The sequence below is a fragment of the Saccharopolyspora antiqui genome (genome assembly GCF_052246905.1).
Lineage (GTDB): Bacteria > Actinomycetota > Actinomycetes > Mycobacteriales > Pseudonocardiaceae > Saccharopolyspora.
Window position 1 is genome coordinate 717,452 of record NZ_JBQQBO010000001.1, and the last position, 12,525, is coordinate 729,976.

Annotated in this window: 9 protein-coding genes; 8 read left to right on the plus strand and 1 reads right to left on the minus strand. The window is 66.6% G+C overall.

Features of this window, described 5'->3' with window-relative positions; genetic code table 11:
• Positions 1-357 precede the first annotated feature (357 nt).
• The 7 genes from ACTWQN_RS03190 to ACTWQN_RS03220 all read left to right on the plus strand — a co-directional run bounded on the left by ACTWQN_RS03190 (position 358) and on the right by ACTWQN_RS03220 (position 9,956).
• Entirely contained in the window at positions 358-3,204 is a 2,847-nt protein-coding gene (locus ACTWQN_RS03190) for a glycosyl hydrolase (protein WP_443202011.1), read from the plus strand.
• Between the two features lie 454 nt (positions 3,205-3,658).
• On the plus strand, positions 3,659-4,258 hold the full coding sequence (locus ACTWQN_RS03195; protein ID WP_443201779.1) for a hypothetical protein: 600 nt from the start codon (positions 3,659-3,661) through the stop codon (positions 4,256-4,258).
• The gene (gene bufB, locus ACTWQN_RS03200; RefSeq protein ID WP_443201780.1) at positions 4,255-5,112 is read left to right on the plus strand and encodes an MNIO family bufferin maturase; all 858 of its coding nucleotides are present in this window, start codon (positions 4,255-4,257) and stop codon (positions 5,110-5,112) included. Before ACTWQN_RS03195 ends, bufB begins: the two co-directional genes overlap by 4 nt.
• Positions 5,105-5,944, plus strand: a complete 840-nt coding sequence (locus ACTWQN_RS03205; protein WP_443201781.1) for an HvfC/BufC family peptide modification chaperone — start codon at positions 5,105-5,107, stop codon at positions 5,942-5,944. The genes bufB and ACTWQN_RS03205 overlap by 8 nt, the downstream gene beginning before the upstream one ends.
• Positions 5,941-7,302 carry a ferritin-like domain-containing protein gene (locus ACTWQN_RS03210; RefSeq protein ID WP_443201782.1) on the plus strand — a complete coding sequence of 454 codons (1,362 nt, stop codon included), beginning with the start codon at positions 5,941-5,943 and terminating at the stop codon, positions 7,300-7,302. Before ACTWQN_RS03205 ends, ACTWQN_RS03210 begins: the two co-directional genes overlap by 4 nt.
• Before the next feature lie 663 nt (positions 7,303-7,965).
• A complete protein-coding gene (locus tag ACTWQN_RS03215) occupies positions 7,966-9,189 on the plus strand; it encodes a beta-ketoacyl-[acyl-carrier-protein] synthase family protein (protein ID WP_443202012.1) in 1,224 nt (407 codons plus the stop codon).
• A 329-nt stretch (positions 9,190-9,518) separates the two neighbouring features.
• Positions 9,519-9,956: a winged helix-turn-helix transcriptional regulator gene (locus tag ACTWQN_RS03220; protein ID WP_443201783.1), complete on the plus strand. Its 438-nt coding sequence runs from the start codon at positions 9,519-9,521 to the stop codon at positions 9,954-9,956.
• A gap of 215 nt (positions 9,957-10,171) precedes the next feature.
• Here ACTWQN_RS03220 and ACTWQN_RS03225 read toward each other — a convergent pair whose 3' ends face one another.
• On the minus strand, positions 10,172-10,705 hold the full coding sequence (locus ACTWQN_RS03225) for a PaaI family thioesterase (protein ID WP_443201784.1): 534 nt from the start codon (positions 10,703-10,705) through the stop codon (positions 10,172-10,174).
• 878 nt (positions 10,706-11,583) lie between these two features.
• On the opposite strand from ACTWQN_RS03225, the gene ACTWQN_RS03230 reads away from it, so the two are divergent.
• Positions 11,584-12,492: an NmrA family NAD(P)-binding protein gene (locus ACTWQN_RS03230; RefSeq protein ID WP_443201785.1), complete on the plus strand. Its 909-nt coding sequence runs from the start codon at positions 11,584-11,586 to the stop codon at positions 12,490-12,492.
• The last annotated feature ends 33 nt before the right edge of the window (positions 12,493-12,525 follow it).

Here is a 12,525-nt window from a genome sequence, read left to right on the forward strand (position 1 = left end):
GCCGAGCTTCGCGCAGCTGTTCGTCGCCGCCGCCCTCGCCTGATGGATGCAGCGTGGGTCCGCCTGAATCCGAGACCTGGCGCAACCACAACACCACCGGGCTAAGTCCGTCTCCTCCCTCGACGGTTCGCGCGATCACGGTCCGGGTGCGCCGCAAGTTCGGCCGCCGCAGGCGTTGACGACGCGCTCCGCGACCGACTAGATTTCCATGAAACGTTTCATAACGTTCACATCGCTTCGCCGATACGCATGCGTCGCCGGGTCCGGTGCGTTCGGACGTGTTCGACGTCCCCGCTTCCACGTGCGCAGTCCTTCCAATCACGGAGGTGCGAAGTCATGCTCAACCGCAGGCGATTCATGTACGGCGGAGTACTGGCAGGTGCGGCACTCGCGAACAGCTCCTTGCTCCCCTCGGCCACGGCGGTTCCCGGTCCGGACGTCCTCGGCGATTCACCTGACCTGCAATGGCCTGCTTTCGATCAGGAGACGCGACCTTGGACCCGCTGGTGGTGGCACGGCAGTGCGGTGACCGAGAAAGGGTTGCGGCGTGAGCTCGACGACCTCGCCAGGAGCGGTTTCGGTGGCGTCGAGGTGCAACCCATCTACGAAGCCCAGGGCTACGAAGACCGCGTTCTCCCCTACCTGAGCCAGGAATGGCTCGACGCGCTGGACACCACGATCCGGCACGCCGACATCCGGGGCTTGGGCGTCGATCTGACAACGGGATCGGGCTGGACGTTCGGGGGTCCGTGGATCAGCCCGAACCAGAGCGCCGGACGCGTCCTGGTCGAACGCTGGGAACTCCAGGCTGGCGAACGGCTCGACGCCGAAGTCAAGACCGTCCACCCGCCGCACCCGGACCTCGTCGACGAGGAACGCCTGTCCCGCCCGGACCTCCGGCCGCCGATGGAACCGATCCCCGAACCGCCGCTGGCCGCGCTCGTCGCCCGCGAGGTCGGCACGGGGCACACCGTTGATCTGACGGGTCGGGTGGGTGCGGACCGGAAGCTGGACTGGACCGCGCCGCCGGGGACCTGGCAGCTGACCGGGGTGTTCAGCGGCTGGGTCCTGAAGCGGGTGGAGCGGGCGGGGCCGGGCGGCAAGGGTCTGATGGCGGACTACTTCGACGCCGACGCGATCGACCGCCACCTGGCGCACTTCGGCGATGCGCTCGGGCGATCACGGCGCGGCATCCGGGCCCTGTTCCACGACTCCTTCGAGCTGGAGCGGATGAACTGGACCCACCGGATCGTCGATGAGTTCACGCGCCTGCGGGGTTATCCGTTGACGCCGCACCTGGCCGAGGTGTTCGACGCGCAGAACACGTCCGACACCCGCGCTCGCGTCTTGTCGGACATCCGCGAGAGCTTCTCGGACCTGTTCCTCGAAAAGTTCGCGCGGCGCTGGGCCGGTTGGAGCGTCGATCGGGGATGGCTCACCCGCAACCAGGCGCACGGATCGCCCGCCAACCTGCTCGACGTGTACGCGGCGGCCGACATCCCCGAGACCGAGTTCACCGGCGGCAAAATCATCCCCGTCCCGGGGCTGCGGGCCGGGGCGGAGCCCCGCCACCCACCGAAGTCCTTGGTTTGGCGCATGGCGGCGTCGGCGGCGCACCTGTACGACAGGAAACTGGTCGGGGCCGAGACGATGACGTGGCGCGATGAGCACTACCACGTGTCGTTGTCCCAGGGGAAGCCCGAAGTCGACGTGCTGTTCTCGGCGGGGATCAACCACGTGGTATTCCACGGCACGACGTATTCCCCCGAGGACGCCCCGTGGCCGGGGCTGTCGTTCTACGCCAGCACTCAGTTCCGCCGGGCCAACACTTGGTGGCGTGACCTGCCAGAACTCAACGCGTACATCACCCGATGCCAGTCGATCCTGCAGAACGGCAAGCACGGCAACGACGTGCTCGTGTACTGGCCGCAGCACGACCTGTGGGCGCAACCCGACGGCGGTGGTGGTGCCGCGGAAGAGGTCGAACTGACACCGGACTACACCTGGGAAGGCAACTCGTGGATGTACCCGCATCCCACCGGGGCCGATGCGGTCGCGAGTGCGTTGGAAACCAGCGGCTGGCAGTTCGACTGGGTGTCCGACCGGCAGCTCGGCGAGTTCTCCGCGAGCGGTTCGGAGGTTTCGAACGGGCACGGCTCGTACTCGGCCGTGGTGATCCCCGGCGCGGAGTTGGTTCCGCTGGAAACCGTCGAGCACCTGTACGCACTGGCGTCCGCGGGTGCGACGATCATCTTCGTCGACGGTTTGCCCACCGACGTCCCTGGTTTGGCAGACCTGGACCGCCGTCGGGCACGCTTGCGCGAACTGCTGACGAAGTTCACCGCTGCGGGCCGTGTCGTGATCGCCACCCGCGACGGTGAACTCGATCAGCGCTTGGCCGGGGCCGGTGCGGTCCGCGAGCCATTGGCCGACTCCGGGCTCAACGTGCTGCGCCGACGCCATGACGCCGGGGATTACCTCTTCCTGGCGAACCTGACCAGCGCCGCCGTGGACGGGTGGTGGCCCATCGGGAACGAAGCAGCCTCGGTCATCGCCCTCGATCCGTTGCGGGACGAGCGCGGTGCGGCGCAATCCCAGCCGCGAAGCGGGGAAACCCTCGTCCGGGTCTCGCTGGCCCCCGGAGAAAGCCTCTTCCTGAAGACGTTCCGGCGACAGCGGCTGAGCGTTCCCGCCTATCGGATGACGGTTGCGACCGGACAGCAGCACGACGTGGCGGGGTCCTGGTCGGTCGAGTTCCTCGAAGGTGGGCCGAGCATCCCGCAGTCGCGCACCCTCGAATCCCTCATCTCCTGGACCGAGCTCGGCGCCGAGGAATCGGAGTTCTCCGGAACCGCTCGCTACACCGTGCGGTTCCAGGCGCCGCAGGCAGCCGACGAGCGAAGCTGGGTGCTCGACCTCGGCGACGTGCGGGAAACCGCGCGGGTCCGGCTGAACGGACGTGATCTCGGGACCGCCTGGGCGATCCCGTTCCGGCTGCCGGTCAACGGCGCTGTCGAGCCCGGCGAGAACGTGCTGCAGATCGAGGTGACGAACCTGGCCGCGAACCGGGTGCGCGCACTCGCGCGGCGCGGCGAGCTTCCGAACCCCGCCTACATGCGGTGGCGGACGACGCCACCACAGGAATGGGACCCGCAACCGTCGGGGCTGCTCGGACCTGTGCGCCTTGTCGAGGTGGAAGACTGAGCTCGTCCTACCGCACGGTTGGCGTACCCGGCGGCCGCGAGCGTCCTTCGTGGACGATGCGCCGCGCCGTGAGCATCGTCAGCCGGTGACTTGGTATCGGTTCGATCAGCCCGGCAAGCGATCCAGTCGTCGGACCACCACACCCACCAGACACCGCACTCGCGGGGTTGCTCAGGCCGCCAGGAATCTTGCGATGGACCTCGCGGACGCGGGTTGCACAGCGCGGTTCCTGATCCGGGACCGGCTGACCTCGATGGATGACATTTCCGGCAGGCACACCGCTTGAAGTACAGCGGGAACGACCTGCACCGCTCGATTGAGGGGGATTCGGATCACCGTCGGGGGAAAGCCGGTTCCGGCCTCTGGTGTCCCTTCCGCAGGCGGCCGTAGTCAGGAGAGGGGCGTGATATCGGCAGGGACGTCCCCTGATCCATCGGGTGCAGGAGGTGGGGAGATGGCGTCTTCGGGTCTTCCGGACGGTTACGAACATGACGGGGTCGCGGAGGGGAACGGGTGGCCATCGGCCGAGTACGCGGCTGACCTACGCAGCCACCTGCGAGGACGAACGGGCGAGGTGTCGCTGTGCGGTGCGAGCGCCGAGGCCCAGGAACTGCACGTGTGCATGGGGTTGAGCGCGTGCAAGGGCCTGGACGCGGACGGGAAGGCGTACATGGCCGGTACCGGTAGCTGCGCGACGGTCCGCCACGTCTGCCACGGCGAGGGGCATTGCCGAGGGCAGGGCGGGTGCGGCTACGCCGGTGGTGACTACGAGCAGTTCATCCCAGGAGCCCAGGCATGCCGGTTCAACGGCAGCTGCGCCAGCCCGATCAACGTGAGTCGGGTGTTCTCCGCCGGACCGATGAAGGGCAAGAGCGTCTGGAAGCAGGCCCGCCGGATCTTCGAGGAGCGCATGTACGAGGCGAAACTGGCCTTCGGCCCGCCGCGTGGTGAAGGCATCCCCGACGATCTGCTGCCGCGCTACGACGTCATCGACGAATCGAAGATCCCGCCGCGCCCGGACGAACTCAAGTCGGTGCGGGAAGACCGCTCGTGACGTCGGAAGCCGCGGACACATCCTCGGTCGGGCGGCTCGGTTTCGGACTGGGGCTGCGCACGCAGCACGTCGAGCACATTCGCCGGAACCGGCCCGACGTGGGGTTTTTCGAGATCATCTCGGAGAACTACCTGGACACCGGTGGTCTCCGGCGTCGTCTCCTGGACGAGATGGCAGAACGCTATCCGGTTGTCCTGCACGGGGTTTCGATGTCCATCGGCAGCACCGACCCGCTGGACCTGGTGTACCTGACCCGGCTCCGCAGGCTGGCCGACTCGGTCCGCGCGCGGTGGGTGTCCGACCACGTGTGCTGGACCGGGGTGCTCGGCGTCAACACCCACGACCTGCTGCCGATGCCGTTCACCGAGGCGACGCTCGCCCACGTGACGCGGCGGGTGCAGATTGTGCAGGACGTCCTCGGCCGTCAGCTGGTGCTGGAGAACCCGAGCAGCTACGTCGAGTTCGCCGGATCGACGATGCCCGAGTGGGAGTTCCTCACCAGGCTGGCCGAGGACAGCGACTGCGGACTCCTGCTGGACGTCAACAACGTCTACGTCTCGTCGGTGAACCACGACTTCGACGCGGCGGAGTACCTGCGGGCGTTGCCGTACCAGCGGGTGGTGCAGATGCACCTGGCCGGTCACCACGATTACGGCACGCACATCATCGACACCCACGACGCGCCCGTCGCCGATCCGGTCTGGGAGTTGTACCGGTTGGCGGTCCGGCTCACCGGTGGCGCGCCGACGCTGCTGGAGTGGGACGACAAGCTGCCCGAGTTCGCCGTGCTCGAAGACGAGCTCGCCAAGGCCCGTGTCGTCGCGGAGCAGGCGCTCGGTGGTGCGGATGGCTGAGGACGTGCGCGACCTCGCGTGGATCCAGTGCTGGATGCAGCGCGCGATGCTGGCTCCGGAAGGGCTCCCGCCGGACGTCGAGCAGATTCTCACCCCGTCGTCCCGGCAGAGCGCCAGGGAACGGTTGGCGGTGTACTGGCGGGGGTATCGGCTCCGGCTGCTGGAGACGATGCGCGGCCTCTACCCCGCCGTGTGCCAGCTGCTCGGGCGGGAGCTGTTCGACGAGTTCGCATTGGACTACCTCAACACCAGCCCACCCGGTTCCTACAGCCTGTTCCGGCTCAACGACGGATTTCCGGAACACTTGGCGAGAACCCGGCCCGACGCCGACCTGCCCCCGGAAGATCGCGAGTCCTGGCCGAACCTGGTGATCGACCTCGCCGCGTTCGAACGGGCCTTCAACAACGTCGCCGACGGGCCCGGCGTCGAGGACGACCCGGTGCCCGACATCGGGCTGGCGACGGACCGAGTGGTGGCCGCGCCGTGTCTCCGGCTGGTCCCGGCTCGGTTTCCGGTCCACGAGTACGTCACCGCGGTGCGGGGCGGTGCGGAACCGCTGCTTCCCCAGTCGCGTCCGACATTTCTCGTTGTCAGCCGACGCGACTACCAGGTGTTCACCCGGGAGCTCAGCGCGGTCCAGTTCCGGGCACTGCGTGCCCTGGTGTGCGGCGAGTCGGTCCGGTCCGCGCTGCGGGAAGTCGATTCCGCCGTTGCGTCGGAGTGGCTTGCGGAGTGGACGCAAGCCCGATTCTTCGCCGCCCCGCACCCGCCGCCGACCAGCGAATCCGAACCGACCCAACCCGAAGCCCTCGCAGGAAGGAACTCCCGATGACCACCTACCAGGCGGAAGAAACGCTGGAAGCCACTCCGATCCAGGAACTCAACCCGGAGGAGGACATCAAGGACGTGGACGACCTGGCGGCGCACCTGCACGTCGCGGGCCAGGTCGAGCTGTCCACCATCCCCCTCTACCTGTACTCGGCCTACTCGATCAAGACCAAGGGCTACTCGCAGTGGGCACCGCCGCAGGGCGCGCTGCGCACCATGATCGGTGTGGCGATCGAGGAGATGCTGCACCTGACGCTGGTGCGCAACCTCATGCTCGCCATCGACCGCGGCCACCTCATCCGGTTCTACAAGAAGGAGTTCATGCCGACCTTCCCGAGCTTCATGCTCAACCGGACGCCGGATCTCAAACTTGACCTCAAGCGGCTGTCCACCAGCCACGTCGACACCTTCATCGAGCTTGAGAAGCCCGACAAGATCGAGACCGGCGACATCTTGCGCGCGCAGACCACGAAGATCGGTCAGTACACCAGTCTTGGGGCCTTCTACCGCAAGATCTGGAAGGGCTTCCAGGACGTGTTCCCGGAGCGCATCGCCAGCTGGCCGAACGCCAACGAGGAGTACCAGTACTCCCGCGGGTTCTGGAACCAGTTCGGTGCGGGCAAACCCATCGTGGTCAACAGCCTGGGGACGGCGAAGCAGGCTCTCGACATCATCATCGAACAGGGCGAGGGCAGCGCAACGGATCACAAGATGGTGCCCAAGCGCCCCGACAAGCCGGTGCCGGGCCATGAGGAGTTCACCCACTACGAGAAGTTCCTGCGGATCAAGAAGAACGTGGAGGGGATCGGCGCGGGCAACGCGGAGCAGGACTACGACTTCACCATCGACGACAAGGACCGCGCGACCTGGCCGGTGCTGGATAACCCCAAGATCACGGACTTCGCGCAGCAGGGCAAGTACTCCAGCCCGCGAGTGCACAGCCTGATGAACCTGTTCAACGCCACGTACTGCTACATGCTGTGCGTGCTGGACAGGATCTTCGAGACCTCGACCAACGACATGCGCTGGGGCAGGGCACCCGGGACGGATCGCTACGAGCTGTTCAGCCATCGGTACGGCCTGGAGCGCAACGGAATCGCGGCGATGCAGGGCATCCTGTACCCGATCGCGGAATTGCTGGCCCGCACGCCGGTCGCCGATACCGGACTCGACGACCGCGGCACCGCGGGGCCGTCGTTCGAGTACTACGAGTTCGGGAAGATCGGCGCGGGAACCAGGAAGCGGGAGTTGGAAGAACTTTGTGAACACGCGATCCGGTGGTTCCCCGAGCTGGGTGGTGAGGACGGCGTGCGCAGGCAGATCTCGTTGCTGATCGACATCGACGAGGAGCACAACGGGTAGCGCCGAGCACGGCTTGCATCGAGGGGACTCGGCGGAATCTCAGGCGCCGAGCCGAAGAAGATACGGCTGCACCAGATCACCGATCCCGGCGATCAGCTGCGGTGTGGATTTCCGTGCCGGGATTCCGCGGTGGGAATGCCGTGGAGTCCCCGCGCAGGGTGAGGGCGCTCGCACCGCGGGTGGCTCAGAGCGCCACCGCGATGTAGAGGATCTGCTCCGGGATGCGCTGCCACAGCGGCGGCACGGGCTCGCCGACAAGCGTGATGCCCGCGATGGCGTCGTAGATGTTCGCCGGCAGCATCACGACGAACAGCAGCGCCAGGCCCTAGCCTGCCGCGCGGCGGGTCCGCGAGATGATCAGCCCCAGAGCGCAGGCCCCTGGGAACAACGTGAGCGTCCACACCTGCGATACGGGCACCGCGACTCCCCCACATCACGTCAAGCCATCGACTTAGGTCCACTGTGGACGATCGCGTTTCCGTCCTGCGCCCTGCGATTCCGACGGCATGCCGCGAGCCTGCTGGACACGCCTTCCCTGGTCCTGAACAGGCAAGTTTGTTTTTCAAATTTAGTGTGGCATGCTCTAGGTCGGATCACGGCGGTTGTCTCGATCGCCGGTCTGCGGCTTCCGCTCAACTACTTGAGCAGGAGCGGGAAGGAGCGTTGTTGAGCGAGGTTGTCATCACTGGGCTAGGTGTGGTGAGCCCGCTGGGGGCTGGTGTCGACGACACTTGGTCGGCGCTGCTAGCTGGCCGGTCGGGTGTCGGAGCGCTCGACGAGGAGTGGGCGCAGGCGCTTCCCGCGCGACTAGGTGCCCGAATGGCGGTGAATCCGGCCAGCAGGCTGGACCGGGTGGAAGCAAGACGGATGGATCGGTGTACGCAAGCCGCGGTAGTCGCGGCACGCGAAGCATGGCAGCACGCTGGCCTGCACACCGGCGGCATCGATCCGGAGCGGGTAGCGGTCTCGATGGGCACCGGGATCGGCGGTGTGACCACGCTGTTGGACAACTTCGAGACGTTCAGCGCTGCGGGATATCGGCGCGTGTCGCCCCGGATGATCCAGATGAACATGCCCAACGGACCCGCTGCCGCGATCAGCATCGATCTCGGAGCGCGGGGGGTGGCCGCGACGGCAGCGAGTGCGTGCGCCTCGGGAGCCGACTCGTTGGCGCGCGCCCGTGATGCGATCAGACTCGGCCGGGCCGACGTGGTGATCGCCGGTGGTACCGAGGCGTGCATTCACCCGCTGACGATGGCTGGATTCGCCCAGGCCCGGGCCATGTCCACCCGCAACGAAACCCCGGCACTCGCATCGCGGCCGTTCGACAAGGCCCGCGACGGTTTCGTTCTCGGCGAGGGGGCTGCGGTACTCATCCTCGAACGCGCCACGACCGCTGCCGCCCGGGGTGCGCGGCCGTTGGCCGTGCTGGCCGGATCGCACAGCACGGCGGATGCCTATGACATGGTCGCACCCGAACCCAGCGGGATCGGGCAACGTCGCGCAATGCTCGGTGCGCTCGCGGAAGCGGACTTGACCGGACGCGACATCGCGCACGTCAACGCGCACGCCACCTCAACTCCTGGAGGCGATCTCGTCGAAGCCGAGGCGATCCATACCGTTGTCGGCGAGACCGCAATCGTCTCAGCGACCAAATCGATGACAGGCCATCTGTTGGGCGCTTCGGGCGCGCTCGAAGCCCTGATCACCGTGCTGTCCGTCCAGCACGACATCGCCCCACCCACACCAACGTTGGAAGATCCGGACAGCGCGCTCCAGTTGCAGGTCACCCGGCGAGAACCGCAGTCGCTGCGCATCGAAGCCGCCCTGAGCAACTCCTTTGGTTTCGGCGGACACAACACCGCGCTGGTCTTCACCAAGCCCTGATCATCTTGACGGCGCACGGCTACGACGGATATCCCGCTTCAGCGAACTGCCCCGACAGCCTTTCCGGCTGGCGAACGGAGGTGTTGGCACAAGGGCCGCGCTGCACGATCCTCCGATCAAGAGAAACTCTTGATAACGCGGTGCATCGACGATTCGCCCGTGCTAGGACCGAACCAGTGTGCACGGCGTGATGCACGATCTGCTTGTGGCGCGGAGGAAAGGTCGACGAGCCGATTACCCGAGCGCGCGACTGCGAAGCCGTGGAAGCGTCACAGCGTGCTAAATTGGGTAGTCCAATTTACAGAGTGCGTGCATCGGAGGGAGGTCAGATGGGAGGCCAGGCCAGGCAATGCTCCATCGCCAACGCCCTGTCTGTTGTCGGTGAGCGCTGGAGCTTGCTCGCGCTTCGGGAGATCTTCTTCGGTCAGCGCCGATTCGACGAGATCGCTCGAAACACCGGCGCCAGTCGCGACATCCTCGCTGCCCGCCTGAAGACGTTGGTCAACGCCGGTGTTCTGGCCAAGCGTCAGTACGAGATCCATCCGCCGCGCTACGAATACACCCTGACCCAGGCTGGACAGGCGCTGCAACCCATCCTGCTCAACCTCATGGAATGGGGAGATCGTTACGTGACAGCCGGGGAACCACCAACTGTTTGGCGCCATACGTGCGGAGCGGAGTTTCACCCGCAGACCGTCTGCGTTGATTGTGGCAAACCCGTCGCCGCGGGCGAACTCGTCGCCGTCCGTCTTGGCGCGGTTCGCTAGGCGGATTGGCTGCACGCGGTCGAACTCCGGCTAGGCAGGTCGCCGACCACGACCTCGGCGCCGAGCGCCGCCAGCTCGCGTGGTCGTCGAAATTCCGGACCAATGCCCGCATGGGAACGCCGTTTTCCGGCGGTGGCGCGGGACATGCCCGCCCGTGCCACCGCAGCGTCCCGTAGCCCCTGTGACCAGGACACGGCCCGGCGATGCGGATGTGGTCATCGTGGTTCGCCGTTTCCCGGACTGTTCTCGGGCGCCATGATGAGCAGGGTGCCGTACCCGCGCGCAACGACAGCGCCACGTGCGTCGGCGACTTCTCCTTCGGCGAAGCTGACCCGGCGGCCCGCTTTCGTCACGCGCCCGACAGCGGTCAACGGGCCTGATGTAGCGCGGACTCCGCGCTGGAACTGGACATTCGTGTCGATCGAGGTGTATCCGTGCCCAGCGGGAAGGGTGCTGTGCACCGCGCAGCCGAGTACCGAGTCGAGCAGGGTGCAAACCACGCCGCCGTGGATCGTGCCGATCGGGTTGTACATCGACTCGTCCAGGTCACAGGTGAACGTCGCGGAGCCCTCGGTGACGGCGATCATGCGGCAGCGCAGCAGTTCCGCGATCGGCGGCCCCGGCAGCTCACCATCCACAATGGCCTGCAGGAACGCCAGTCCGGACAGGCGCATCGCGTCCTGCGCGGACGCGGCGGGGTCCGACCATTCCACCAGGCGCCGACGTGGCGAGGTGTCCGCAGTCGTCATCGACAGTTCCTTTCTGGGCTATCGCGGATCGCGCAGCCGCCGGTGACTTCGACGGCCTGTTTGTGCGGGAAACGGCGCTCCACATGGCTTTTGCCAGTGAGTCGGCGAGTGCGTAGACCGTTTCGGCCTCGTCCTGCAATCGATCGGCTGGCAGGTGACCGGATCACGCGGACTGCCGCGAAGCGCGCGCACCGACGTCTGGTTCGCCGGGCATGCAGGAATCACGCTCACCTCCAGGCACTGGGTCCAAAATGCCTCCCGGCAGGGTGCCACAATAAGTTGGAAAACACAACTATGCACGTCAAGTGCCATGATCGAGACAGACGGGCGCAGTGCGCGCTGCGAGACCCCGGACGGATGGTTGGCGACCGAACGCTCCCCCAGTAGGTTGGATTTTCCAACTAACGTGTGCCATGCTCTCCACCTGAGCCTTGCGCCCGGTCTCGCGTGTTTCGCCAAGTTCGTGGTGGACCGGCACGGCCTGATCGGAAGGCGTTTGCCAGCCCTGCGAACCGAGCATTCAGCGCACGGCCAGCTCGAAAGTCACCAAACTCAGGAATGAGGAGATCCACCATGTCGTCTGTACTCATCACGGGCGCATCCAAAGGCATCGGCCGGTCGGCGCACCCGCCAAGCGCGCCCTGCGGGCCCGCAAAGAGGCTCCGGAGAGCGAGCCCTTCCTGACGACCGAGATCAATTGGTAGTCGTGGAGCAGCCAGGCGTGTTTCCGACTCACCGCTACGTGCCATCCGTCCAGGACGGCCGCCCCGGACCGCACCGATCATCGGCGTCGACTTCGCCGACTGACTGCGTCCGCCACGAGGAGGCGCCGTTCCTCCCGTTCGAAATCAACTGGTAGTGCTACGAAAGGTGTTGAGATGACCCACGATGACAGGCTGTTCCTGATTACCGGCGCGACCGGAAAGACCGGGGGCGGCGCGATCGACCTGCTGCTGGAGAGCGGTCACCGCGTCCGGGCGATGGTGCACCGCGAGGATGGGCGCTCCCGTTCGCTGGCCGAGGCCGGTGCCGAGGTCGTCGTATCGGACTTGCACGACCTGGACGGCGTGACCGCGGCGGTGCAGGGCGTCACCGGCGCCTACCTGTGCCACCCGATCCTCCCCGGCCTGATCGAGGCGACCACCTACTTCGCCCAGGCGGCAACCGAGGCGGGTGTCCGGTCCGTGGTCAACATGTCGCAGATCTCTGCCCGTCGAGAGGCGGGCAGCAACGCCGCCCGGCAGCACTGGCTGTGCGAACGCCTGCTGGACCGGACCAACCTGCTCACCACGCACATCCGGCCGACCTTCTTCGCCGAGTGGCTCAAGATGTGGTGGGAACTGCGCGATGGCGAAGGGTACCTCCGGCTCCCGTTCGGCGAGGGCCGCCACGCCCCGATCGCCGCGGCCGACCAGGCCCGCGTGATCGCCGCCCTGCTGCTCGACCCCGAACCGCACGACCGCGCTGTATACACCCTGCACGGCCCGGTCGAACTGAACCACCACGACATCGCCCGGGCCATGTCCACCACGCTCGGCATCCCGGTGCACTACGAGCCGATCAGCGTCGAGGAGTTCGGCTCGGCCATGGCCGAACGCGGGCTGTCCGCGCACCTCATCCAGCACCTGAGCAACGTCGCGGTCGACTACCAGAACGGCGTGTTCGCTGGCACGAACGACAACGTCGAGACGATCGGCCAGCACACACCGCTGTCAGTCGAACAATTCGTCATCGACAACAAGCCCGACTTCGCCACCAGCGGCCCCAACTTCGTCCCCGCCACCTGACGTGGGTGACTGAACACGTGGGCGTGTATTTGA